Source organism: Caloranaerobacter longqiensis (assembly GCF_050286925.1).
Classification (GTDB): Bacteria; Bacillota; Clostridia; order Tissierellales; family Thermohalobacteraceae; genus Caloranaerobacter.
This window is the reverse complement of record NZ_JBFWFX010000003.1, coordinates 26,018-52,544: the sequence shown is the minus strand read 5'-3', so window position 1 is coordinate 52,544 and position 26,527 is coordinate 26,018. Positions and strand designations below refer to the sequence as shown.

Sequence of the window (26,527 nt, the reverse complement as noted above, 5' to 3'; positions counted from 1 at the left end):
AGATTTTTTTAGCAATATCTTTAATTATAACATATATAAATACTCTGTAAAATAACATAATACTTAATGTCTTACAATTACATAAGCTCCATTTTCCAAATCATGTACCATACCCAAAGTTATTTTAGATAACAAAAGAGCAATTTTCTCTCTTTCTTCCTCATCTTTTACATAAAAAACAGGTACATTATCACCGCAAACTATATCTTTTCTAGTTGTTACAACTGCTAGAATTGTTTCTTTAAACCCTATATCCATCTTCTCACACTCCTTAATCAGCTGCTTTCCTGCCAGCTTTGGAATCTAGAGGTTTTCTTTTTGCACTTTCTAAAACAACTGTTCTTTTCACAGCTTCTATTAAACATTCTATATCAGGTTCCATAGGTACAATAGCCATTACAATATTCCCTGTCTCAGAGTCTCTTCTTGCAATAGGTGTAAAATCAGGCTCATCCACATCTTTCCTTATACCTAATAAAGCTGCTGCATTATGTTGAATAGCCTGTCTTTGTCCTAAATTAGCTAATGTTGCGATCCCATTTTCATCATGTGGAATGATTTCCACAGCTATACCTTTTTCTTCATATATTTTTCTTGATTCCTTGAGTCCTACATTCATTATTACAACGTCATTAATTGTTAATAACGGACCTTTAAATTTGATTTTCGCAGGAACTACATCTGCAATATCTCCAATTGTCTGTCTAGCTATTGCCTTATTAAAATAATATATAGAAATAAGACCAATTATTACTCCAATAACAACTGATTGCGTCCTCGAAATGCCAATTTTGAAAAGTAAAAATATTACTATACTTACTATAAGAGATGTCAGCATAGTCATATAATTTCTAGCTTCAAAAGCTTTTGCAATATCTTCAATATATGCAGTACCTCTTGCCACCAATTCAGTAGGCTCTATATTGTCTAAACTTTGACGTTCTAAATTCCTCACATCTCTGAATTGTTGAGCCGCTAAAGCTAAGAATGTAACTGCAGCATATTCTTTCTCCCATAATGCAGGTAAAGCAACAGAACCTAATCCTGCTGCTACAATACCTAAAGTAAGATGTGAAAATACCCCCTGAGGATAACTTGGATATTGTCTATGATCGACTCTGAGCATAGATATTCTTGATAAAATTCCTAACATTATTGAGGGAATTATTATATGACTGTAATTAAGCATTTTACCACCTTCTAAATATAAAACTTCAATTTATATTACTATTCAAACGATCTTCAAATTTAAATCTATAATTTAGGTTTCCCTTATTCTTCTATACTATTCTCATATTTGAAATAGATAGAAAATCCCTTAAAGTAGACATAAATAAGTTTCTGACAATCTACTTTAAGGGATTTAAAAATTTACTCGTCAATATTTAATAATTATGATTTATCTATATGGAATTTATTTAAATATTAGTATTATTTATAATAATAGGTTTTGTGTTTTTTTACATAATCTAGAATCATAGCATATCCTAAAAACATAAGAACTCCGCAGAATAAAATAGAAAACATAAATTCATTTGATATAATATGTGCAATTTCTAATACTAATGATAATTCCACGATTAAATACAAAATTAAAATTAGATAATAAGAATATTTTCTTTTTTTTAAAGATCCTATACCTGCAATTATAAATATTAAACCAATAAATATCCATATGCCATACACTAAATAAGGATTATTAAAACTCCTAACTACCGATATATTGTGATGATATTGATCTAAAATATTTGTAATACTATTGAATATTAATAAAATTCCATGTAATATAGTTATATACGAAATAGCTTTCATAAAAATCCCCCTCTCCCTATATTTATTAATTATCGCCGTTTTTCTTAATATTTCTTAAAATTACTGTTATATTTGTTTTCATAGAATTGTTGTTATAATCCTTAAAATTTTATCTTGCATAATATCGCTTCATCCTATTTTTTATCAAACAAGTTTAACGCAAAGATTACCGATATTGATTGTAATAACTGATACAAATACTCATTCTTTATTCTTAAAAAATCTGGCAACAAGATAAAAATAATAAAAAATAGAAGCGAAAGTGGCTTGCCTATTTTTCTAAAGGCAGTATTTTTTAGAATATTATTGTATATAAAAAAGAACACAAGTAATAATAAAGCACCCCATAAGCTCTTTAGATTTAAAACATTTTTCAAACCTTATCACCCCATCTTTGCCCTAATAAATAAACTAAAGACAGATTAGATTAAATTCTTCATTTGCAAATATACTGTATCTAATCAAAAGTTGCTGATATTTATTTTAAAGAAAGAACATCAAATTTTTCTCAATATATAAGCTTATTTACAAAATATGATAGTGATCTATGTATAATAGAAAATGTAATTATAATGTATATATAATTTCTGTGTAAGAATAAAAACATATATGATAATATTACTATAGCTAGAAATAAGACAAATGAAATACAGAGCAGTATAACTATATTTTTCTTTTCCCGACCTTTTTGAGCATCTTTTAATTCAATTAAAACATAGTATACGGGATATACATATTGTACTAAAAAAATTGTTGCAACTGTAGTGAAAAATTGAAAATATATAAAGTCCTGAGATAGAGTAGAACTTAAATGGCTTATAATCGATGATATCACTAGTAAAGATGCTAATATAATTACAAGCATAGTTATTACATTTTCCACTTTATTTTGTTTGCTTATTATCTTAAACATCCCCTTTCACTATAATTATCCTATTTTAATAGGTATATAAGTTAATTATAAGATTCTGCAATTATTGAAAAAATTAAAATTATTTAATGCTAATGATATGTTATCTAATATAAATTATATATGTATATATATGGAATTCCAAGTATTTTTTTCTTTTATGTGACTAGTTATACAAAAAAGTAAAATATACTAAAATCAAATAAAGCATAGCTTCTAACATTTTTGTAGAGTTAGAAACTATGCTTTATTTAATACAATACTCATCTAACATTATGATTCATCTAATGGTAAAGATACTATAAATTCAGTACCTTTATTTACTTTACTTTTTACACTTATCTCTCCTCTAAAAGCTAAAACAATATGCTTAACAATCGCTAATCCAAGTCCAGTTCCTCCAACCTTTCTAGACCTAGCTTTATCCACTCTGTAAAATCTCTCAAAAAGTCTTGGAAGATGCTGCTTAGCTATACCAATCCCTGTATCAGATATTTTAATTACAAGTTTATTTTTAGTGCTATATGCCGTAATAGTAACAGTTCCGCCTTCAGGAGTATATTTGATGCCGTTATCTATTAAATTAATAAGCATTTGCTTAAACCAACCTCTGTTCCCTCTTAGATATGGTAATTTCCTATTTACCTTTTCAATTAATCTTACTCCCTTTTTTTTTGCTAATTCTTCTAATACCTGTATTACTTCTTCAATAGATTTATTCACATCTATTACATCTTTTTTAATCATTTCATTGCTATTTTCTATTTGTGATAACAATAATAAATCCTCTATTAGATTTGTAAGTCGTGATGTTTCAATATCGATTATATCTAAAAACTTATCCCTAATTTCTTTATCTTCTACAGCACCACTTTTAAGTGTTTCAATAAACCCTCTTATCGATGTTAGTGGTGTCTTTAATTCATGTGAAACATTTGCTACAAAATCCTTTCTCATTCTTTCCAATCTTCTTATATCTGTTATATCTTGTATTATTACTAATACACCAATAGTTCTATTAGGATCATTAGTTAATTTAATCGGATTTATATAGATGTTAAATATCTTACTATTAGGTTCTTTAACTTCTACCTCAAACTTAGATTGTATATTAGTATTTAGTAACTCATATATATTTTCTTCCAAATTCAAATCTTTTAAAACTTCTAATACATACTTATTGCGTACATCTGCTTCTTTTATCCCTAACATTTTTTCAGCCATTGGATTTACCAAAATTATCCTTTTATTATTATCTAGAGCTATAACTCCATTTATCATACTAGACAAAATAGCTTTCAACTTAGTATTTTTATCTAAAAGTTCATTTATTGTATCTCTTAATTTTAAACTCATTTTATTAAAATTATCTGCTAAAAGCCCAATTTCATCTTCAGACCTTACTTTTACTAATTCTCCAAAATTACCACTTGATATTTTCCTTGTTGCAATTGTAAGTTCTTTAATAGGTTTTGTAACGCTTCTCACATATCTATATCCTACAAACATTGCAACAAGTAATCCAGCGATTATTGATAAAAAAATATATCTATACATTAAACTATAATATTCGCTAATATCTTTAAGAGGTACAGAAAGTCTTATAACATCAAGTCTATGAGATTTTATATCTACCGGTATAGCTACATATATCATTTCATATTCTAGAGACTTACTATACCTTTTACTAATACCTATCTTGCCTTGTCTTGCCTTAATAACTTCTGGTCTATCGCTATGATTATCCAATTTATTAATATCTGCATCAGAATCTCCAACTACCCAGCCATCTTTATCAATAAATGTGATTCTAGCTTGTATTTTCTTTGAAAATATATCAGCCAATTCATTAAAATTTATTTTATCTATATTTTCCTGCTCCTTAATAAAAGTTTCTATTAATTTCGAATTGGATATAAGTTTATCCTCAATATTTCTGATATAATTAACCCGCATTAAACTTATAGAAAGCATTCCAGTAGTTAATATCCCTATTAAAATCAAAGTTAAAAAAGTAACAAAAATCCTCTTTTGCATTTACATCTCCTCTATTTCATTTTATAACCTATACCTCTTATTGTCTGTATATACTGAGGATTTTTATCATCATCTTCTATTTTTCTTCTTAAATGTCTAATATGAACATCTACAGTTCTAGTATCTCCAAAGTAATCATATCCCCATATTTCATCTAATAAATAATTACGAGTTAAAACATTTCCTCGTTTTTCAGATAAAATTCTTAAAAGCTCAAACTCTTTTAATGTTAAATCAATTTTTTTACCCTTTTTTGTTACCTCATGCTTTTCTATATCAATTGTAATATCTCCAATTTTTAAAATATTTTCTCTTTTCTCTTGTATTTCTTGTGTACGTCTTAAAACAGCCTTTATCCTGGCTAAAAGCTCCCTTACACTAAAAGGTTTAGTAATATAATCATCTGCTCCTATCTCAAGACCTAATATCATATCTATTTCTTCACTTTTAGCAGTTAACATAATAATCGGTAGTTTTTCGGTTTCCTTGTCTTTACGCAAAATTTTACATATTTCTATCCCGTCAATAGAAGGAAGCATTAAATCAAGTATAACCAAATTTGGTCTTTCCTCTTTAATTTTCTTCAAAGCCTCGTTTCCATCATTAGCAGTTATAACATGATAGCCATTAGTTTCTAAGTTGAATCTAATAAGCTCTATTATATGTTCCTCATCATCTACTATTAAAATCTTTTTTAAATTATCCATAATGTTCACCTCTATATACATTAAATAAGCCTAATTAGTGTTTCCAATAATATATCTTTAATTTGAGAATTGAATCTTTCAATTAATACATCAAACATCACCTTTGCAAAAAACTTGTTTCTTCTCATCTAACAACTTCTTTAGTTCATCCATAAAAGTGTTTATATCTTTAAATTGTCTATAAACCGATGCAAATCTTACATAAGCTACTTCATCAATATCTTTAAGCTTATTCATTACCATTTCTCCGATATATTCAGTACTTATCTCTCTCTTTAATGTATTATAGAGATTTTTTTCTATTTCATCAACAATATTTTCCATAGTCTTCAAAGATACTGGTCTTTTTTCACAAGCTCTTATAATACCATTTAATATCTTATCTCTACTATACTCTTGTCTAGTTCCATCTTTTTTAACTACAATCAAAGGAATTTCTTCTACCTTTTCATACGTCGTAAATCTATTATTACATTTAACACATTCTCGTCTTCTCCTTATAGCTTGTCCTTCATCTGTTGGCCTTGAATCTACTACTTTAGTCTCAAAGTAGTTGCAATAGGGACACTTCATATTCATATTACCCCCTTAATACTTCATTGATTAAATTATATTATATTTTTTAATATGTGTCTATCTAGCTCATACTTCTAAATCATTATTTTTTTTATCTCTGCTGCTATTTATAGCATAATCAACTAGCACAACATCTTTACCAATTTTTATTATATCTTCCCACCTAATAACGTATTCATCATTTTTTCCAAAAAAACTAAGCAATCTACTACCTCCAGGAATATATACAGCTTCAACTACTCCTCTATTTAAATCAATTTCAATATCGTTTATAAGACCTAATCTTGAACCATCCCTTATATTAATTACTTCTTTTTCTTTTAAATCTGATGTTTTTATCATAGCCTCACCTTCTTTATTTTCTTTTAATACATTAATTTAAGATATAAAATTCTCTTAATGAATATATACGAAATAATATCGTTCTAACATATATTTATAATTTAAAATGAAAAAATATTACTTTTAATTTAACTAAAGAAGGGAGGCTATTAATATTATTTCATTTGTATTAGCTTTCTCATATGTCTTAAAGCCGTCTTTTCAAGTCGTGAAACTTGAGCTTGTGATATTCCAATTTCTTCTGCTACCTCCATTTGAGTTTTTCCTTCAAAAAATCTTAAATTCAATATTAATTTTTCTCTATCATTTAATTTTCTCAATGCTTCTCTTAAAGCAATACCTTCAAGCCATATTTCATCTTCACTTTTCTCATCGCTAACCTGATCCATTACATAAATAGCATCGCCACTATCATGATATATTGGTTCAAATAGAGATATTGGATCTTGTATAGCATCTAATGCAAAAACTACTTCTTCTTTTGGCAATTTTAATTCATTTGCAATTTCTGTAATAGTTGGCTCTTTAGAATTCTTATTCATTAATTGGTCTCTTACTTGAAGTGCTTTATAAGCTATATCTCTTAAAGACCTACTAACTCTTATTGAGTTGTTGTCTCTTAAGTACCTCCTTATTTCTCCTATTATCATAGGTACAGCATAGGTAGAAAACTTAACATTTTGACTTAAATCAAAATTATCTATAGCTTTAATCAATCCTATACATCCTACTTGGAACAAATCATCTACATGCTCTCCTCTTTTATTAAACCTCTGAATAACACTTAAAACTAACCTTAAATTACCTTTAATAAACTCTTCTCTAGCTTTTAAATCACCTGCATGAATTCTATCAAATAACTTTCTCATCTCTTCATTTGTAAGTACGGGAAGCTCTGATGTATTAACTCCACAAATTTCTACTTTGTTTACATGCATATTTTTCCCTGCCTTCCTCGATGTTTTGCCCCCTGTAATAAATTATTGACTTTAAACTTCATAATTATTCAAAAAAATAAAATGACTGGCCTTTAATACCAGTCATAGCATACTATACCATTCTATTGATTTCTTTTTTTAACCTTTTTATAATTCTTTTTTCTAACCTTGATATATAAGATTGTGAAATACCAAGCATATCAGCAACTTCTTTCTGCGTCTTCTCTTCTCCATTATTTAATCCAAACCTTAGTTCAATTATTTTCTTCTCTCTTTTTGAAAGTTTTTTAATTGCCTCATTTAATAATTCCTTATCTACTTCCTCTTCCAACAGCTTAAATATCATATCATTCTCCGTACCTAAAATATCAGATAACAGCAATTCATTTCCATCCCAATCTATGTTTAATGGTTCATCAAAAGATATTTCGGTCCTTGTTTTACTATTTCTCCTTAAATACATAAGTATTTCATTCTCAATACATTTAGATGCATATGTTGCCAACTTAATCTTTTTATCTGGATCGAAAGTACTAACAGCTTTAATTAAGCCTATTGTTCCAATTGAAATTAAATCTTCAACTCCAACTCCTGTACTTTCAAACTTCCTTGCTATATAAACAACCAATCTTAAATTTCTTTCTATTAATATTGTTCTTACTGTTTCATCTTCTTTCAATTTAGAGACCAAGTATTTTTCTTCTTCAGGGGTCAATGGAGGTGGCAAAACTTCACTTCCCCCAATATAAAAAATTGCTTTTTCATCTAATAAATTAAATTTTCTCAATAATTTCATATAGTATATCCTTATCAATAGCCTCATCTTAACAATAAATCTCAATTTCTCCACCCCCAAATCAATTTAATAACTCTGGATGTAATAAAGCCTCATATTTATTATCATTAGATAATTTATCATTATATATCCCAACAATAATATTTGTTATAGCTCTATCTTGATCTTTTATAATTACTTTATCAGGTTTAAATCCGAATAAAACCCCATTTTCTTGACCAATTGTTTTAAACGGAATTACTCTAATTTTTAAATCCTGTCCTAGTTCTTGCAGAAATGGTAATATAAGTCGCAAATCTTTTACATCATGCATTTCAAAAAACTTTTTTGTTTTTTCAGGTAATATTTTTTTAATTGCCGAAAACTGCACAATAATAACCGGAGTATCTGTTAAAGGGTCTTTCAATGAATTTCCAGTATCAACAAGTGCTATAATATGTACTTCTCTATTCTTCAATGAAATGGTAATAGGAACTAATATTTTATCTTTGCTTATTTTTCCATATATATAACTCCATGTGTACTTAATCAAAATCCATGATGTTACTATTGCAAATACAAGTATTTTAATAGGAAAATCTTTTATATAAAAAATACCATTACCAATATAAGAGTCTACATCTATTAAATAAAAAAGGGCCAAAGCAGAACCTGCAAAAACAAAAGATACTATGTAAAATGTAGCAATTAATTTAAGAAATTTTTTTAAAGTAATAGGATTAAAAGCTACAACTACAATTAGAATCGAAACAGTTAATTTCATAGTAAAATTAACCATGAAACTTAGCTTAGGATAAAATACAACTAAAGTATAAACAGCACCTATCAAAGCAGCTAAAGTTAATCTTAATCTCGTCGTTTCAGTTCTTGTAAATCTTTTAGTTACATATAATATAATGAAGTTAATAATAAAATTTTCCAGAATAAGGTACTCAGCATATACGTACAAAATACTGCCCCCTCAAAATAATTGGTCCTCTAATCTACAAATATTCAGTTGTCCTCATTTTTATGTCTATTATATAATATTGTTTTTCAAAAATTTGTCATTTACTGAAGTCGAAAAAAACCCTTTTCTGTTAAGAAAAGGGTTTATTTACTCCTCCTTCTCAAAAAGGTCGGAATATCTAAATCATCTGTATCAAATTGTTTAACTTCACTATTTGCTTTAACATTATTTTTTTCTTCGATTTTTTTATTTGCAGTTTTTACTCCACTTTCTTTTTTAGCATAATCAAATCCTGTTGCTATAACAGTAATCTTAATATCATCTTTTAAACTTTCATCAACAACTGCACCAAAAATAATATTTGCATCTGGGTCTACTGCCTGTTTAATCAAATCAGCAGCTTCATTTACTTCAAATAAACCTAGATTACTTCCACCAGTTATGTTAAGTAATACTCCTTTAGCTCCTTCAATAGAAGTTTCAAGCAAAGGACTGTGAATAGCTTGTTTTGCTGCTTCAATAGCTCTATTTTCTCCACTAGCTCTTCCAATTCCCATATGGGCTAACCCTTGTTCTAACATAATAGTCTTAACATCTGCAAAGTCAAGATTAACAAGTCCTGGCACAGCAATTAAATCTGATATACCTTGAATACCTTGTCTTAAAACATCATCAGCAATTCTAAAAGCATCCATTATTGAAGTTTTCTTTTCAACTACTTGTAATAATCTATCATTAGGTATTGTAACCAATGTATCTACTCTGGATTTTAATTCTTCAACACCTTTTTCCGCATGAAGCATTCTTCTTCTACCTTCAAACATGAAGGGCTTTGTTACAACACCAACTGTTAATATTCCTAACTCTTTAGCTATTTCAGCAACTATTGGTGCAGCACCTGTTCCTGTACCTCCACCCATTCCAGCAGTTATAAAAACCATATCTGCTCCTTTAATCGCTTCAAGAATTTCATTTCTACTTTCTTCAGCAGCTTTCTTTCCAATCTCTGGATTTGCTCCAGCTCCTAAACCTTTAGTTAATTTTTCACCAATTTGTATTTTAGTTTCAGCTTTTGAAGTATGTAAAGCTTGTTTGTCAGTATTTATAGCAATAAACTCAACGCCCTTAACTTGAGACTCTATCATTCTATTAACTGCATTATTTCCGCCACCACCTACACCAATTACCTTTATACAAGCAAACTGATTCATTTCCACATCAAATTCAAACATCAAATTCCCCCTTTGCTATTGTTTTTTAAAAATACTCGTCCCATATTGTTTTTAAGAAAGATATTACGCTTTTTGTATTCTTACTTCTTTTCTTTCCTCTGCTTTTCTTTATTTCTACATTATTATATTCTATATAATAATTTAATTTCCTTTTAAAACCATAATTTATAAGCCCAACTGCTGAAGAAAAAATAGGTTCTTGAGCTCCCATCTGGTAAGGTTGTCCAATTCGTACAGGTAATCCAAAAACTTCTATCCCTAATTCAGTTACACCTTTAAAATAACTAACACCTCCACCTGTTATTACTACACCAGTCAATATCTTATCTTTAACTCTATTTTTTATTAAATCCATATTAATTAGCTCAAATATTTCCCTTATTCTAGCTTCAATAATTTCCGATAATTGTATTTCATTGACTTCTAAATTATTGCTAAACCCTAAAGGATTTATTTCGAAAACATTATTATCATCAGCTAACTTCGTATAGGCAACACCAAACTTCTTTTTAATCTCTTCACTTCTATCAAAAGGTAGTCTAAGCCCAACTGATATATCGTTAGTAATATGATTTCCTGCAATAGGTAAAATATTTGAATATATTAATGTTCCATTTCTAAAAACAGAAAAATCACTTGTTCCTGCACCAATGTCTAACAGCAAAACTCCTAAGTCCTTCTCATCTTTCGTTAAAATAGCTTCAGAAGTTGATATAGGTTCCATTATAATTCCTAACACTTCTATACCTGCTCTATTGACACTCTTTACTAAATTTAGTACAGTTGTTGTTGAGCCCACAATTATATCTGCTTCAACCTCTAACCTTATTCCAACCATTCCAACAGGATCACTAATTCCATCATATCCATCAACTATATACTGTCTAGGGATTATATCAACAATTCTCTGGTCTTGAGGAATTGATACAATTGTCGCTGAATTCAAAACCCTTTTGACATCTTCAAAAGAAATTTCTTTATCGTCACTTGATACGGCTATAATTCCTTTATTTCTAATTAGTTTTGTATATCCACCAGGGATATTTATATAAGCTTCATAAACTTCAAGATCTGCCATATTTTCAGCTTGAGTAACAGCTTCAATTATAGCCTTAGTAGTTTCTTCTATATCTACTACAACACCTTTCTTTATACCTTTACATCTGCTTCTGCCTATACCAATAACTTGTAATTGCCCATTACTATCTATTTCTGATATAATTACACAAATTTTTGAACTGCCTAAATCTATCGAAGTAACAACATTCCCCATATATTTACGCCCCCTTTAAAAGCTCAACCCCTTTTTACCTATTAATTAATATTCTTCTAATAATAGCGAAATTCTGGAATAATCTGCTGCCAAATGCAAAAATAGCTGCATAATAAAGGGGCACTCCTAATCTATCTCCAATATAAGCTAATAATGCTGCTAATATTGCATTTCCAAAAAATCCTGTAACAAAAATACGAGTATCGAAATTTTGTTCTAAATTTGCTCTAATTCCCCCAAAAACTGAATCCAAACATGCTAATATTGCAACTGAAATATATAGCGAATAACTCGTTGAATAAGTTACAGGTATATAAAATCCTATCAATATACCTATTAAAATACCTATAAGCGCTAAAATCATTTTATTCACCCTCTTCTATAGGCTTAGCCTGATTAAAAGTAATATCACCCCAATACCTTGGGATAAATATATTATCACTTATTTTAGTCTGTATTTTTATATTTCTAATTTCCTTTAGAATATACCCATTTGTATTAGGAGCATTTATTGCTGCATATAACACCTTAGGGTCTCCTATCGCTTTTATTACAAATGGAGGAGCTAATCTTTGCTTGTTTATTGTTATAATAGGTCCTCCACATTTTATTTCAGACCTTGATAAAACCCTCTGCCCATTAATACTTATTGCTTCAGCACCAGCCGCATTTAAATCATTAATCAATTTTAAAACATCCAAATCATGTACTAAATCATAATTTACATTTTCTCCATAAGAAACTTCTTTATTGTTATCTTCTATTTTAATAATAATACCTGGCCCTTGAACATCTTCTAAACCTATTTCAAATCTTATATCTTTAATCTCTTGCTCAAGCAGTTCAGCAAAAGAATCTTTATCTATAATAGCCTTATGATAATTATCTATTTCATTTTTTTTCTCTTCTATCAATTTCTTTAAATTATTAATTTCTCTTTTATAATTATTGATCTCCTGTTTTGTCATCTTAATCGAGTTTAAAGATACTAATGTATAGTCATCAATATCCTGTTTTAATTGAAATGAAAAAAGTATCCCAGTAATAATAGTAACTATCAATATAGTTACATTGCCAATATATTTTTTATCCATTCTCCTCACCTTATTTTTTAATCAGTAACATTCTCTATTGGCTTTGCATATTTAAATTCATTTATTCTTGTATATCTAGGTATTTCTATCTCTTTTTCTTCTTTAATCTGTACATCTAAGTTAAATACATTTTCCATATACCAAATGACTCCACCTTTAAGCCTAAGAGCTGACTCTAAAATCTTAGGCTCACCAATTGCTTTAATTATAAAAGGAGGACCATACGAAACGCCATTAATTTCAAGATGATTTCCAGCAGGTACTATTTCAGTGAATCCTGTATATCTCTGCTCATTAATAGAGATTGCTTCCGCACCTGCAGCGTTTAAATTACTGATTATCTCTAGTAAAAAGTCATAATTATTAACTATAATACTAGTGTCATCTCCGAATTGTACTTCGATAGGTGGATCATTTACTACCACTATTATACCTGGTCCTTTTACTGGCTCATATCCACCAAACATCCTATATTTCTGTAACTCTTTCATTAGATTTTTAATATAGACATTTTCTTCGGCAGCATTTTTTTCATACTGTTTTACTTTAGATTCTAAACTATTTAATTCTTCTAATAATTTTTCCTTTTCATCTTTCAACTTTTTTAATTCCAAAGCCAATTGCTGTGCACTTTTAGTCGGCAAAATTCCACTTCCTACAGTTTCATTAACTGTTTTAAATTGTATTGCTATAATTACTCCAAGTATTACACATACTAAAGCGAATGCTATTTTACTCTTTAACTCTCTCATTATAGATTATCCTCCTAGCTACCTTCTGGTATAAAAATAGGACTATCTCCCTTATTAAAATAAATTGCACCTTTACTTATACCTCTATGTTTCAAATCATCTAATATTTTAATAGTAAAGCTTAATTTATATTTTACATTATTTAGGTATCCAAATGCAACTTTAATACCTGATTTTAAGTAGATTACTACATTAGATTTATTATCCAATTTGACCTTTTCTATTTCTTTATATAAATCAATCTTTTTACAATCTTTAATCAAATCTATTATTTTTTCTAAATTAACATCATCTTCTAGTGATATTTTTTTACCAATTGAAATATCCTTAACATTAATTCCTTCAACTTCTAATAAATTTTCCTTTTTATAAGCCAGTAAATTCAAAACATACCCCTCATCATCTATGTATATATATGATTCTAAATAAGGAATAACTAAAATTTCATTTCTCTCTTCTATTGTAATCACAAGTTTATTAGGAAAAAGTCTTTTTATATTTACAGATTTTACATATGGATGAGATAATATATTTTCTTTAGCTTCCTTAGTTCTTATTTTGAAAATATTTTCCCCATAATTTAGCCCAGAAGCCAGAATAACTTTTTCATAATCTAAAACATTATTCCCCTGAACTATTATTTCTGAAACGTTAAAAAAATTCGTTTTAGTCGATAAAATAATAAAGATTGATATTAAAAAAATCAATAATATTGTAATAAGTCCTATCTTCTTTTTTCGTATTTTTCTTTCAATATTATTAGCCACTTTAAATCACTCCTGTAGCTTGTCCATTAATTAAAAAGCAGCAATATGCTGCTAAAATATTTTCTTTATATCAGCCCCTAAAGATGCTAAATCTTTTTCAAAATCTTGATAACCTCTATCTATATGGTATATATTTTCAACTATAGTAGTCCCTTTAGCAGCTAATCCCGCTAATACTAAAGCAGCTCCGCCTCTTAAATCTTTGGCAGTTACTTTTGCACCAGTTAACTCTTTAACTCCCTTTATTATCGCTACTCTTCCTTCAGTTTTTATTTTAGCTCCCATTCTAACTAATTCATCAACATGTTTAAATCTATTTTCAAATATAGTTTCACATACCACACTTGTTCCATTAGCTAATGATAAAAGAGCTATCATTTGAGCTTGCATATCTGTTGGAAAACCAGGATAAGGTAAAGTTCTAATAGATTCAACAGCATTAGGTTTTTTAGGACCGATTATCTTTAAAGTCGTACAATTATTATAAATCTTACAACCGGCTTCTCTAAGTTTTGCTATTATTGAATTCAAATGTTCAACTTCTATATTCTTTAATATAACTTCTCCACCAGTTATGGCAGAAGCTACCATAAACGTTCCTGCAACTATTCTGTCAGGTATAACTGTATGCTCTACTCCATGTAATTTTTCGACACCGTCAATTCTTATCGCACTTGTACCTGCTCCATATATTTTCGCACCAGCAGCATTAAGAAAGTTCTGAAGATCAACTATTTCAGGCTCTTTAGCTGCGTTTCTGATTATTGTAGTTCCTTTAGCTCTAACCGCAGCTAACATAATATTTTCAGTTGCTCCTACACTAGGATAGTCTAATTGGATTTCACACCCTTTCAATTGTTCAGCACAACAATATATATAGCCATGTGCCTCTTTAATATCTGCACCAAGTTCTTTAAGAGCTTTAAGATGTAAATCAATAGGTCTAGGTCCTAAGTCGCACCCGCCTGGATAAGAGATTTGGAGTTGCCCACATCTTGACAGCATAGCTCCCATCAAAATAATTGAAGAACGCATTTCTCTAACTAAATCTTCAGGTATCCTAATTTTTGAAAAAGGTCTTGAGTCTATTGTCATGATATTATCTACTCTATTAATTTTACATCCAATCGATTTTAAAATTTGTTCCATTACATCTACATCTCTAATTTTAGGTATATTAAAAATAGTGTTCACACCATTAGTTATAACAGAAGCAGCAAGAATAGGTAACGTAGAGTTCTTAGCACCACCTATAGTAATTTCACCTACAAGTCTTTTCCCGCCTTCTATAATATATTTACTCATAATTACACCTCCAGAATATGCACCGCGCCTATGTATAAAGTCTTTGGAAAAACAATATATAAATATCATATGCATATTCTCAAGAGGTGTTACAAAATACTATTCTTCCTCAATCAAATCTACAATCATTTTAAAAATTCTATCAGTAGCATCTATCTTAGCTAATCTCCTGCTTTGCTGGGCCATATATTTCAACTTATTTTTGTCATTTATCAACTCATTTATCTTTTTATTTAATATTTCTCCATTAAGGTCTTTTTCTAAAATCATAACACTCGCACCTTGTTTCTCCAATGCTCTAGCATTAAATTCTTGGTGATTTTCTGTTGTATACCCCTTCGGTATCAATATGCTTGGAACCCCTACTGCAGTAATTTCTGCAATAGTTATTGCACCTGCACTAGTTATAACAAGATCCGAAGAAGCTAAAACATTAGGCATATCATACAAATACGGCAATACTTTAATATTTTCCTCTAACCTCTCGATAGAACCTAATTTTTTATTTAAATTCTCTATAAAGTCTTCATAAAATCTCTTTCCTGTTACATGGATAATTTGCATTTTTCCCCCTATATTCTTCTGAATAACTTCAAGCATTGCTTCATTTAATTTTTTCTGCCCACCGCTTCCTCCAAAAGAAAGAATAAGGGGACTATCTTTCTGAATTGACTTAACTTTATTTCTATTGATTTTCAAAAAATCATCTCTGATCGGATTTCCAGTTATAGTAACTTTATTTGAGTCGTAAAAATATTTTATAGACTCTTCAAAACTTCCAGCAACTTTATCAACAAACCTAGAAAGAATCCTATTAGTTACCCCTGGATATGCATTTTGTTCATGGATTAATGTCGGTATTTTCTTTAAAGCTGAAATAAATACCACAGGTCCACAAACATATCCACCAGTTCCTATAACTACATTAGGCTTAAATTCATTTATTATTTTTCTCGCATCATTAAGCCCTTGAAACAAGGTCTTTATTGAATCTAAAGTATCTAAAGACAATTTTCTTCTAAAACCTTTTACACGTATCGCTCTGAAATCAAATCCTTCTCTAGGTACTAATTCTGCTTCTAATCCTTTCTCAGTTCCAACATATAAAATAGTAGCGCCTTGAATCTCTTTCTTTATCTTATTAGCAATTGCTAAAGCAGGATATATATGTCCTCCAGTCCCTCCACCAGTTATTAAAAACTTCATAATGTTCAACTCCTATCTAAATCTGTATATCTTGAAATATTAAGTAGTATACCGATTGCTGACATAAACACTAAAAGTGATGTACCACCAAAACTGACAAATGGTAAAGGTATTCCAGTAGGAGGTATAGAAGAAGTAACAACTGCTATATGTATCATCGACTGAACAGTTATTAAAGCTACTATACCTGAAGCTAACAAACAGCCGAATAAATCTTTTGCATTTATAGCTATTCTGATTCCTCTCCATATTAAAATTAAAAATAATATTATTACAGTTACACATCCAACAAAACCAAGTTCCTCGCCTATTATCGCAAATATAAAATCATTATATGGTTCAGGTATGTAAAAGAATTTTTGTCTACTTTTCCCTAAACCTAAACCAAATATTCCTCCCGAACCCAAAGCATACAATGATTGAACTAATTGCCACCCAACAGTATCTTTATATTTAAAAGGGTCTAAAAACGCCAAAATCCTTTTTCTTCTAAAATCCTCCTTTAAAATAGCAACTACTGCTCCTCCTACTCCAAGTAACGCAAAAAATGTTAAATGTAAAAATCTCATTCCTGCAATAAACAACATGATCATAAGCGTTAGACCTAGTGTTGCACTAGTACTTAAATCTTTCTGAATAATTATCAATCCACAAGCAATTCCTATAATAATAAGAGCTGGAACTACACCTTTGAAAAAAGATTTTATTTTTTCTTTTTTCCTAGCCAAATATGAAGCTAAATATATTATTGAACCTAATTTTATAGCCTCTGAAGGCTGAAAAGTTGTGAATCCCAAATTTATCCATCTTCTTGCACCATGAAATTCAGTTCCCAATGGAGTAAAAATTAAAAGACCTAAAATTATACTTATCAAAAAGATTAACTTAGATAATTTTTGCAATCTCCAATAATCGAAATTCATAAAAAATATCATAGCAAATAATCCAAGTGTACTAAAAAACATCTGTTTTTTCAAAAAGAAATATCCATCTTTCATTTTATAATATGCTTCTGGATAACTAGAACTAAAAACCATGATTATTCCAATAAAAACTAAAAGAATAGTTACAATCATCAAAGTAAAATCACAGGCTCTCTTTTTTATCATTATTAAGCCCCCTCAAATTATTAACTGCTCTCTTAAAATCATTACCCCTTTCTTCAAAATTCTTATACATATCCCAGCTAGCACAAGCAGGTGAAAGCAGTACATTATCACCTCTTTTAGCCAATTCATAGCTTTTCTCGACTGCCTTCTCCATATTTTCTACTATATGTATATTCCTAAAGCCCAATTTTATTGCAGTATCTTTTATTTTTACAGCTGTCTCGCCAAGTACTATTAACTCTTTCACTTTATTATTAAAACTATTTATAAATTCATCAAATTCATTTCCTTTATCTAACCCACCAGCTATGAGAATTATTGGGCTTTCTATAGCTTCAATAGCCTTTATTGCGGCATCTGGATTGGTGGCTTTAGAATCATTATAAAAACTAACACCATTAATTTCATCTACAAATTCAAGCCTATGCTCTACCCCTTCAAATTTTCTTAAAGTATCGGCAATTGCTTTTAACTCTACTCCCATTACCCAGCCTACACTAACTGCAGCAAGTGCATTCTCTAAATTATGCTTGCCAGGTATTTTTATCTCATTACATGATATAACAGGTATTATTTTCTTTCCATCATTCACTACTATCTTATTATCTTTTACATATACACCTTTTGCTAGTTCAGAATACTGACTAAAGAATATAATATTCGAACAAACTTCACTTGACATTTTTCTTAAAAGTTTATCGTCATAGTTTAAAATAGTATAATCATCTTTATCCTGATTAGCAAATATTTTCTTTTTTGCATTTATATAATTTTCAAATGAACCATGCCATTTCAAATGGTCAGGAGTTATATTAATAATCACGCTAGCTTTAGGCTTAAAGTATTTTGTACTCTCTAATTGGAAGCTACTAACTTCCACTACAAAAATATCATTTTCCTCAGAGTTCACTAGCTCCCACAATATTCCTACTCCAACATTCCCTGTTACATGACATGTTTTATTTGCATTCTTAAAAATTTCTCCTATTAAAGTTGTAGTAGTTGTTTTACCATTAGTCCCTGTAATAGCAATAAATTGATTAGACGAAATTCTATATGCTAACTCAATATCTGTAATAACCTCAATACCTTTTTCAACAGCCTTACTAATTATAGGTAAATTTAAAGGGACTCCAGGACTTTTTATTATCAAATCAATATTATCCAAATCAACATCATTAGTACCTAAAACATATTTAACTTTGATATCTCTTAATTCATCTATATATTGCTTTAATTCATCCTCTTTCTTTTTATCGCTAATTATAATGTTAGCATTTAGCTTGTTTAATGCTTTTGCTGTTGAAACACCACTAATACCTAATCCTAAAATTAAAATATTTTTATGTTTAAGTTCCAACCTAATCACCTACTTTAATAAATAATTTTACATTATACCAGCAATTCCTATTAAGCATAAAATAACTGTGGTAATCCAAAATACAACTACTACTTTTGTCTCCTTCCACCCCTTTAATTCAAAATGATGATGTAAAGGACTCATCTTAAATACTCTTTTACCTGTTAATTTAAATGATGCTACCTGTATGATAACTGATAACGCTTCAACGAAATAAATGCCTCCTACTATAGGCAATATAAGTGGTAAGTTCATAAGTATTGCAATAGTAGAAACAGCACCTCCTAATGCTAAAGAACCTGTATCACCCATAAAAACCTTTGCTGGATGTGCATTATATTTTAAAAAACCTAAACATGCTCCTGCCAAAGCAGCAGAAAATATAGCTACGCTATTATAACCTAAAGTTATTGAAACAATACCAAAAAATGCTAAAACTATTAATGTTACTCCTGTAGCTAGTCCGTCTAAACCATCTGTTAAATTAACACTATTTACTGTACCTACAACTACAAAAGCAATAAATGGTACATAAAACATACCCAAGTCTAAAGTTTTATCTAAAAAAGGTATTAAAACTTTAGTTCCTAAAATCGAAGTATTCGACTGATAAATAGCTAAAATTACTGCAAACAGTATCTGCCCTATTAGTTTTTGATAAGCTCTTAATCCAAGCGATCTTTTTAAAACTACCTTTATAAAATCATCTATAAAACCGATTAACCCAAAACTTAAAGTAGCTACTAAAAGTACAATCATATCTCTATTTATTAATCCTGATGATAGAGTAGTAATAACCAAAGCAATTAACATTATAATTCCACCCATTGTAGGTGTGCCTTGTTTTTTAAGATGTGTTTTAGGCCCTTCACCCCTAACATTTTGTCCAACCTTCAATCTTTTTAAAATAGGTATTAATATCGGTCCTAAAATTAAAGTAATCACAAACGAAATAATAATAACCTTAATTATTACTTTATAGTCCATTATTTGCCTACTCCTCTCTTCAGCATATGTTCAATCTGTTATTTTATTCTTCTTCGCCAAGTATTTCTAGTACAATTTTCTTTTCATCAAATGGCAATACTTCATTGCCTACAATCTGATATGTTTCATGTCCTTTACCAGCTAGTAAAATAACGTCATCTTTCCTTGCTATTTCTAAAGCATAACGTATCGCTTCTCTTCTATCTTCAATAACTACATATTCACACTCTTCATTATTAATACCTTTTAAAATATCATTAATTATCTCTGTTGGATTTTCAGTTCTTGGATTATCATTTGTAATAATACATATATCACAATAATGAGAAGCTATTTCTCCCATTTTAGGTCTTTTCGTTTTATCTCTATCTCCACCACACCCGAATACAATTATTTTCCTACCTTTAGCAAACTGGTCAATTGTACTTAATACATTTTTAAAACCATCAGGAGTATGTGCATAATCTATTATTACTGAAAAGTCTGTATTAGTTGGTATTACTTCAAATCTTCCCTTCACTCCTCGTACCGCTTCAAGTCCTTTTTTTATATCTTCTAACTTTATGTTAAATGCAATCCCACAAGATGCAGCTGCTAAAGCATTATAAACGCTAAATTTACCAGGAATATTCAGCCTTATATCAATGCTTCCATTAGGTGTTATTAAATCAAATTTAACACCACTTGCATAAATTTCTATATTATGAGCTGTTATATCAGCTTCACTTTCTATTCCATATGTTAAAATTGGTGTCTTAAGTTCTTGTATGATACTTTTAATTTTCTTCCCATATTCATCATCTGCATTAATAATATTATAATCTCTAGTTTTATAAAATAATTTAACCTTTGCTTCCATGTAGCTTTGTAAATCCTTATGAAAATCCAAATGTTCAGGAGTTAAATTGGTAAAAATACCCACATTAAAATCACAGTACTCGACTCTTTTTAATTCAAGAGAATGTGATGAAACCTCCATTACACAACTGTCTATATTTGTTTCTACCATGTGGTTAAAAATTTCTTGTAAATCTAAAGATTCAGGTGTAGTATTTTTTGCCTTAATAACTTTGTCATTTATCACATTTCCTATCGTCCCTATTACTCCTACATTCTTACCTACCATTTCTAAAATAGATTTTATAAGGTAAGTAGTTGTTGTTTTGCCGTTAGTTCCAGTAATTCCTATTAATTCTAATTTTCTTGATGGATTTTTGTAATAATTTGATGAAATCCTAGCCAAAGCACATCTCGTATCTTTAACTAATATTTTAACAATATTCTCGGGAATATTTATATCTTTTTGCAATATCACTACTTTTGCACCATTACTAATTGCTTGACTTATATAATTATGACCATCTGTTTTATAACCCTCTATAGCCACAAATACACAACCATTTACAGCCTTTCTTGAATCATAAACTATTTTAGAAATTTCCATATCTAAATCTCCACTATACTTCTCAATCTCTAATCCGTTAATTAAATCTGTCAATTTCATTTTCAGCACCTCACTACTATATTATCAATTTGTTACTTATTGATAATACCATATTTAAATATTATTAGTCTACTTAAAAGGCAACTTCAAACAAAGCCAGCATTGTTTGAAGTTGCCTCATAATATCTATTAATTCACTTTATCAAACTCAACTTCTATTAGAGAATTAAACTCTACCATAGTACCTGCTGCGGGATACTGACTTTTTGCAACACCATTTCCTTTAAACTTGAACCTTAAATTTAGATTGTTAAGAAGTTCTGTAACTTCCTCCATTGTTTTGCCCTTAAGATTTGGTACAACAATTCTACTATCTTCTTTTCTCCTAGAATATACATACAAATCTATCATTGAGCCTTTCTTTACCTTTGTACCTGGTAATGGAAATTGATCTATTACTAATGAATCTTTTTGAATATCTAATGTTTCCGTATTATAATCAAGGCCAACCTTTTTTAGTTTATCTACTGCTTCTTTTATTGTTAAATTTCTTACTTCAGGAACTATCACCATCTTTTCGTTGTTATCTTTTTGCTCGTCCTCTGTAAATTGAGGTTCTACATCTAAGTAATTTAAAGTATCCTTAATTACTTGCCCAGCTACTGGTGCAGCAATTCTACCTCCATAATATTCGCCATTACTAGGTTCATCAATAACAACCAACACTGTAATCTTAGGGTCATTTACAGGTGCAATGGCAACAAATGATGCTATATATTTACCTTCAGCATATCTCCCATTTATTACTTTTTGAGCTGTACCAGTCTTTCCTCCAACTCTATAACCAGGAACATAAGCTTTTTTACCAGTACCTGATGAAACAACAGTTTCTAATATACTTAGCAAAGTCTTAGAAGTATCTTTCGATATTACTTTTCTCTTTATTACAGGTTTAAATTCATGAACTACATTACCTTTATTATCAACTAATTCTTTAACAATTCTAGGCTTCATCAAATTCCCGCCATTTGCAACTGCAGATATAGCAGTAATTAGCTGAATTGGAGTAACGGCAATGCCCTGCCCATATGAAATAGTAGCTAAATTAACTTCTTTCATATATTCAGGACCTCTTGGAATAATTCCAGATTGTTCTCCAGTTAACTCTATACCGGTTTTTTCACCAAAGCCAAAAGCTTTTATATATTTATACATTCTTTCTTTACCAAGTCTTTGACCAACAGCTACAAAAACTTCGTTACATGAGTTTTGAACTCCTTCTACAAAAGTTTCACTACCGTGTGGATTGTACCATCTCCAACACTTTAATCTAGCACCTTTAACACTAGTTATAAAACCATCACAATAAAACTGGCTTTCAGGAGTTACGACATTTTCCTCTAATCCAGCAGCAGCAGTTATTATTTTAAAAGTAGAACCTGGCTCATAAACGTCATTTATAGCGAAATTTCTCCACATATCATACCATTTTTTTATTAACTCTTTCTGAGACAATCCTTTCCATTGTTTTTTCAAATCTTCATCTAAAGGTTCTCTAGGGTTATTAGGATCATAATCCGGTTTAGAAACCATAGCTAATATATCACCCGTTTTAGGTTCCATAATTATTATTGATACTCTTTTCGCTTTATTTTTTAACAAAGCTTCTAAAGCGGCTTTTTCAGCAAAGTGCTGAATAGTCTCATCAATTGTAAGAACAACACTTAAACCATCTTCTGGTTCATATAGTTTTTCATTTGCATATGGCAATTGTCTACCTACAGCATCTGCTGTTTTTATCCATCTGCCAGGTGTTCCTGTTAAGTATTTATTATATGTTTTTTCAATGCCATACAAACCAACATTATCAATATCTGTAAACCCTAAAATATGTGCTGCAAAATTATCATATGGGTAATATCTTTTGTTATCATCTACAATCTCTATTCCACTTAACTTTTTACTTCGCAAAATATCTGCTTCTTCTTTAGATATCCACATCTTTATCTTAACAACACTTTGTCTGCTAGTAATCTTTTTATAGACATTCTCTTCATCTAAATTAAGTGTTTCTGCTAATATCTTTGCAGTTTCTTTAGGATTTTTTACATCTGCAGGTCTGCACCAAACTGTATCAGCACTAACGCTTATAGCTAACTTTTTACCTTTCCTATCAAATATTACTCCTCTTTTGGCTCTAACTGGTATATCTCTAGTCCATTGCTCTAGAGCTAACTTCTTCAGTTCTTCACCCTTAACTATCTGCAAGTACCCTAGTCTTATCGTTAGTGATAATGAAGCAATAGATACTAATAACAATATTGCAATAAGTCTTTTTTTTGTAGAAATAGTGGGTGATGACACAACTTTTCCCCCTTATATTATTGAAAGTATCCAAACATTTTATTAACAACATTTCTAAAAGCATTAAGGAATATATAACTATTATTACCTTTATCTTTAGCTACGTCAACTTCATTATTGAATAAATCTTCAACGGTTACATATACTGTTTGGTCATTTGTAGGATATCTTAAACCTAGTCTTTCCTCTGCTTCTTTTTCTATCCATTTAGATTCCTTTATTTTCTCTAATTCTATAATTAAATATTGTTTTTGATTGCTTAATTTCTCTATTTCTTTATCAAGCATAGTTATATCGTATCTCAGTTTAGTAATATGAGCATATCTTAATAAAACAATTAAAGATACAGCCAAAATTAAAAAAGAAAACATAATCATTTTAATTTTCATTAAAACTAATTTTTTTGATTTTCTTTTTTCTCTCTCGTTAATTATTTTTATTCTATTTTCATCTTTTAAAAATCTATTTTCTTTTTTTGCTACTAACAAATTTATTCACCCCTTTTTCAGTTTAGAACACTAAACTTTCTCTGCTATTCTCAGTTTAGCGCTCCTAGCTCTAGGGTTTCCTGAAATCTCTTCATCAGAAGGCAAAATAGGTTTCTTAGTTATTATCTTTAACTCTCTCTTTTTATCACACATACATACAGGTAATTCTGGTGGACAAATACAATCTAAACTCAATTCCTTAAAAGTCTCTTTAACAATTCTATCTTCTAATGAATGAAACGTTATTATACAAATTCTTCCACCTTTGTTTAACACCTTAACTATATCCTTGATGGTCTGTTTCAAGATACCTAGTTCATTATTTACTTCAATTCTTATTGCCTGAAAAGTCCTCTTAGCTGGATGAGGACCATCTTTTCTTGCTCCTTTTGGAATAGCTTTCTTAATAATTTCTACTAACTGCCCAGTAGTATCTATAGTATTATTTTTTCTATATTCAACTATAAATTTTGCTATTCTACTAGCCCATCTTTCTTCGCCATATTCTCTTATTATTTTTGCAAGTTCATCTTCAGAATATTTATTTACAACATCCCATGCACTAAAATCTTTACTCCTATCCATTCTCATATCTAAGAAAGCATCTTTTTTATATGAAAATCCTCTTTCGGCTACATCTAATTGATGTGAAGATACACCTAAATCTAACAGTACACCATCTATTGCATTAATATTCAATCTACTAAGTATGTTACTAATATTGCTGAAATTATCATGTACTAAAGTAACTTTTTCAATATATTGTTCTAATTCTTCTTCTGCTTTGTATATAGCATTTATATCTTGATCAATTCCAATTAAACGTCCATTTTTTAGTTTCTTTACTATTTCCTTTGAATGTCCAGCCCCTCCTATAGTACCATCAACATAAATTCCATTTTCACGAATATTAAGTCCCTCTATAACCTCATTTAACAAAACTGATACATGTTTAAAATCCAATTTATCCACCTCTTTACTATTATTTTTCTTTTGTAGAAATAAAATAACTTCTAAACATTAGTATTAGTTTTTAAAAAATCAATATTTACTAAATACCTAATTCAGCCATTTTTTCAGCAATATTTTCATAGCTCAAATCTTCATCTTCATTATATAAAATCCACTCTTCTTTACTCCAAATTTCCACTCTATTTGATACTCCTATTATTATAGCATCTTTTACAAGTTTACAATGCTGCCTTAAATTGCTAGGTATTAAAATTCTACCTTGCTTGTCTAATTCGCACTCTGTTGCTCCCGCAAAGAAAAACCTTACAAAAGCTCTTGCATCTTTTCTAGTCAGTGGTAGTGATTTTAATTTTTCTTCTAACACCTTCCACTCACTTTTTGGATACACAAAAAGACAGTTATCTAAACCTTTAGTTAGGATAAAAGAATCTCCTAAGTCCTCTCTGAATTTGGCTGGTATTATTAATCTGCCTTTTTTATCAATTGAATGCTGATATTCTCCAATAAACATACACTACACCCCATTATAGGGAACAAGCCCCCACTTCCTACCACTTTAAACCACATTTATATCTTCTATAATGTTTTTTGAATTCCTGCTATCAAATTGAAATTTTTTTGAAAATATGCTAGTACATAGGACCTATTTAAAATGAGCAACATTTTTAATTTTATATATCAAGGGTATTATTTGCAATTAACTCTTTTTATACTTTGTTATTTTTTAGACAAAAAAAGCGGCTAAAAGCCGCATTACTGTTCTTAAACTATTTACTTATTTATTTAAATTTAACTATATAGTTTAAACAAATGTGGTTTAAAGTGGTAGGAGCGCTAACAAGCTAATTGTCTTTTAAACTACCTTCTTTATCCAAATAGAAAAGAGTTATCAGTTTATCCAACTTGATACTTAACTCATATATAATCTCATAATTTTGTTCTTCATTTATTGATTTATTAAGTTCTTCCCTTAGATAAGCAATCTGCTCTTTTAAATTCATAATACCAACTCCTACCATAAGAAAAATATTGGATAATGTCATTTTATTACATTATTCGTTCAAATGTCAATACAATTTTATCCAAAATTACAAAGAAATTTTAAAT

27 protein-coding genes are annotated in these 26,527 nt (G+C 29.3%); all 27 read right to left on the bottom strand.

Annotated elements, in window-relative coordinates; all coding sequences use genetic code 11:
- Positions 1-63: 63 nt before the first annotated feature.
- The 27 genes from AB4Y15_RS03630 to AB4Y15_RS03500 all read right to left on the bottom strand — a co-directional run bounded on the left by AB4Y15_RS03630 (position 64) and on the right by AB4Y15_RS03500 (position 26,421).
- Entirely contained in the window at positions 64-258 is a 195-nt protein-coding gene (locus tag AB4Y15_RS03630; RefSeq protein ID WP_427338517.1) for a capping complex subunit for YIEGIA, read from the bottom strand.
- Between the two features lie 13 nt (positions 259-271).
- The gene (locus tag AB4Y15_RS03625; protein WP_427338516.1) at positions 272-1,189 is read right to left on the bottom strand and encodes a YIEGIA family protein; all 918 of its coding nucleotides are present in this window, start codon (positions 1,187-1,189) and stop codon (positions 272-274) included.
- Between the two features lie 242 nt (positions 1,190-1,431).
- Positions 1,432-1,812, bottom strand: coding sequence for a hypothetical protein (locus AB4Y15_RS03620; protein ID WP_427338515.1), 381 nt, complete (start codon positions 1,810-1,812; stop codon positions 1,432-1,434).
- 1,183 nt (positions 1,813-2,995) lie between these two features.
- Complete coding sequence (gene pnpS / locus AB4Y15_RS03615) at positions 2,996-4,759, bottom strand: two-component system histidine kinase PnpS (protein ID WP_427338513.1); 1,764 nt, start codon at positions 4,757-4,759, stop codon at positions 2,996-2,998.
- A gap of 11 nt (positions 4,760-4,770) precedes the next feature.
- Positions 4,771-5,466: a response regulator gene (locus tag AB4Y15_RS03610; protein ID WP_427338512.1), complete on the bottom strand. Its 696-nt coding sequence runs from the start codon at positions 5,464-5,466 to the stop codon at positions 4,771-4,773.
- 90 nt (positions 5,467-5,556) lie between these two features.
- A complete protein-coding gene (gene nrdR, locus AB4Y15_RS03605; protein ID WP_427338511.1) occupies positions 5,557-6,039 on the bottom strand; it encodes a transcriptional regulator NrdR in 483 nt (160 codons plus the stop codon).
- 69 nt (positions 6,040-6,108) lie between these two features.
- Positions 6,109-6,384 (bottom strand): YlmC/YmxH family sporulation protein, encoded by a 276-nt coding sequence (locus tag AB4Y15_RS03600; RefSeq protein WP_427338509.1) that lies wholly within the window; start codon positions 6,382-6,384, stop codon positions 6,109-6,111.
- 155 nt (positions 6,385-6,539) lie between these two features.
- Positions 6,540-7,322, bottom strand: coding sequence for an RNA polymerase sporulation sigma factor SigG (sigG, locus tag AB4Y15_RS03595; RefSeq protein ID WP_427338508.1), 783 nt, complete (start codon positions 7,320-7,322; stop codon positions 6,540-6,542).
- A 112-nt stretch (positions 7,323-7,434) separates the two neighbouring features.
- Positions 7,435-8,163, bottom strand: a complete 729-nt coding sequence (sigE, locus tag AB4Y15_RS03590; protein ID WP_427338506.1) for an RNA polymerase sporulation sigma factor SigE — start codon at positions 8,161-8,163, stop codon at positions 7,435-7,437.
- Positions 8,164-8,179: 16 nt separating this feature from the next.
- On the bottom strand, positions 8,180-9,067 hold the full coding sequence (gene spoIIGA / locus AB4Y15_RS03585) for a sigma-E processing peptidase SpoIIGA (RefSeq protein WP_427338505.1): 888 nt from the start codon (positions 9,065-9,067) through the stop codon (positions 8,180-8,182).
- Positions 9,068-9,210: 143 nt separating this feature from the next.
- Positions 9,211-10,299 carry a cell division protein FtsZ gene (gene ftsZ, locus AB4Y15_RS03580; protein WP_427338504.1) on the bottom strand — a complete coding sequence of 363 codons (1,089 nt, stop codon included), beginning with the start codon at positions 10,297-10,299 and terminating at the stop codon, positions 9,211-9,213.
- Between the two features lie 25 nt (positions 10,300-10,324).
- Positions 10,325-11,572 (bottom strand): cell division protein FtsA, encoded by a 1,248-nt coding sequence (ftsA, locus tag AB4Y15_RS03575; RefSeq protein ID WP_427338503.1) that lies wholly within the window; start codon positions 11,570-11,572, stop codon positions 10,325-10,327.
- Positions 11,573-11,606: 34 nt separating this feature from the next.
- Positions 11,607-11,936 carry a small basic family protein gene (locus AB4Y15_RS03570; RefSeq protein WP_427338760.1) on the bottom strand — a complete coding sequence of 110 codons (330 nt, stop codon included), beginning with the start codon at positions 11,934-11,936 and terminating at the stop codon, positions 11,607-11,609.
- A gap of 1 nt (position 11,937) precedes the next feature.
- Positions 11,938-12,666, bottom strand: coding sequence for a DUF881 domain-containing protein (locus tag AB4Y15_RS03565; RefSeq protein WP_427338502.1), 729 nt, complete (start codon positions 12,664-12,666; stop codon positions 11,938-11,940).
- Between the two features lie 17 nt (positions 12,667-12,683).
- Positions 12,684-13,418 carry a DUF881 domain-containing protein gene (locus tag AB4Y15_RS03560; RefSeq protein ID WP_427338501.1) on the bottom strand — a complete coding sequence of 245 codons (735 nt, stop codon included), beginning with the start codon at positions 13,416-13,418 and terminating at the stop codon, positions 12,684-12,686.
- 14 nt (positions 13,419-13,432) lie between these two features.
- On the bottom strand, positions 13,433-14,185 hold the full coding sequence (locus AB4Y15_RS03555) for a cell division protein FtsQ/DivIB (RefSeq protein WP_427338500.1): 753 nt from the start codon (positions 14,183-14,185) through the stop codon (positions 13,433-13,435).
- A gap of 51 nt (positions 14,186-14,236) precedes the next feature.
- Positions 14,237-15,490: a UDP-N-acetylglucosamine 1-carboxyvinyltransferase gene (gene murA / locus AB4Y15_RS03550; protein WP_427338499.1), complete on the bottom strand. Its 1,254-nt coding sequence runs from the start codon at positions 15,488-15,490 to the stop codon at positions 14,237-14,239.
- A gap of 99 nt (positions 15,491-15,589) precedes the next feature.
- Positions 15,590-16,696, bottom strand: a complete 1,107-nt coding sequence (murG, locus tag AB4Y15_RS03545) for an undecaprenyldiphospho-muramoylpentapeptide beta-N-acetylglucosaminyltransferase (RefSeq protein ID WP_427338498.1) — start codon at positions 16,694-16,696, stop codon at positions 15,590-15,592.
- Between the two features lie 5 nt (positions 16,697-16,701).
- Positions 16,702-17,805 carry a stage V sporulation protein E gene (gene spoVE, locus AB4Y15_RS03540; protein WP_427338497.1) on the bottom strand — a complete coding sequence of 368 codons (1,104 nt, stop codon included), beginning with the start codon at positions 17,803-17,805 and terminating at the stop codon, positions 16,702-16,704.
- Positions 17,783-19,165, bottom strand: a complete 1,383-nt coding sequence (gene murD, locus AB4Y15_RS03535) for a UDP-N-acetylmuramoyl-L-alanine--D-glutamate ligase (RefSeq protein ID WP_427338496.1) — start codon at positions 19,163-19,165, stop codon at positions 17,783-17,785. The genes spoVE and murD overlap by 23 nt, the downstream gene beginning before the upstream one ends.
- 27 nt (positions 19,166-19,192) lie before the next feature.
- On the bottom strand, positions 19,193-20,152 hold the full coding sequence (gene mraY / locus AB4Y15_RS03530; RefSeq protein WP_427338495.1) for a phospho-N-acetylmuramoyl-pentapeptide-transferase: 960 nt from the start codon (positions 20,150-20,152) through the stop codon (positions 19,193-19,195).
- 43 nt (positions 20,153-20,195) lie between these two features.
- Positions 20,196-21,656: a UDP-N-acetylmuramoyl-L-alanyl-D-glutamate--2,6-diaminopimelate ligase gene (locus tag AB4Y15_RS03525; RefSeq protein ID WP_427338494.1), complete on the bottom strand. Its 1,461-nt coding sequence runs from the start codon at positions 21,654-21,656 to the stop codon at positions 20,196-20,198.
- 129 nt (positions 21,657-21,785) lie between these two features.
- Complete coding sequence (locus AB4Y15_RS03520) at positions 21,786-23,960, bottom strand: stage V sporulation protein D (protein ID WP_427338492.1); 2,175 nt, start codon at positions 23,958-23,960, stop codon at positions 21,786-21,788.
- Between the two features lie 17 nt (positions 23,961-23,977).
- Positions 23,978-24,448 (bottom strand): hypothetical protein, encoded by a 471-nt coding sequence (locus tag AB4Y15_RS03515; protein WP_427338491.1) that lies wholly within the window; start codon positions 24,446-24,448, stop codon positions 23,978-23,980.
- Positions 24,449-24,478: 30 nt separating this feature from the next.
- Positions 24,479-25,411, bottom strand: a complete 933-nt coding sequence (rsmH, locus tag AB4Y15_RS03510) for a 16S rRNA (cytosine(1402)-N(4))-methyltransferase RsmH (RefSeq protein WP_427338490.1) — start codon at positions 25,409-25,411, stop codon at positions 24,479-24,481.
- A gap of 88 nt (positions 25,412-25,499) precedes the next feature.
- Positions 25,500-25,931: a division/cell wall cluster transcriptional repressor MraZ gene (mraZ, locus tag AB4Y15_RS03505; protein ID WP_427338488.1), complete on the bottom strand. Its 432-nt coding sequence runs from the start codon at positions 25,929-25,931 to the stop codon at positions 25,500-25,502.
- A gap of 331 nt (positions 25,932-26,262) precedes the next feature.
- Entirely contained in the window at positions 26,263-26,421 is a 159-nt protein-coding gene (locus tag AB4Y15_RS03500) for a Spo0E family sporulation regulatory protein-aspartic acid phosphatase (protein ID WP_427338486.1), read from the bottom strand.
- Positions 26,422-26,527 lie beyond the last annotated feature (106 nt).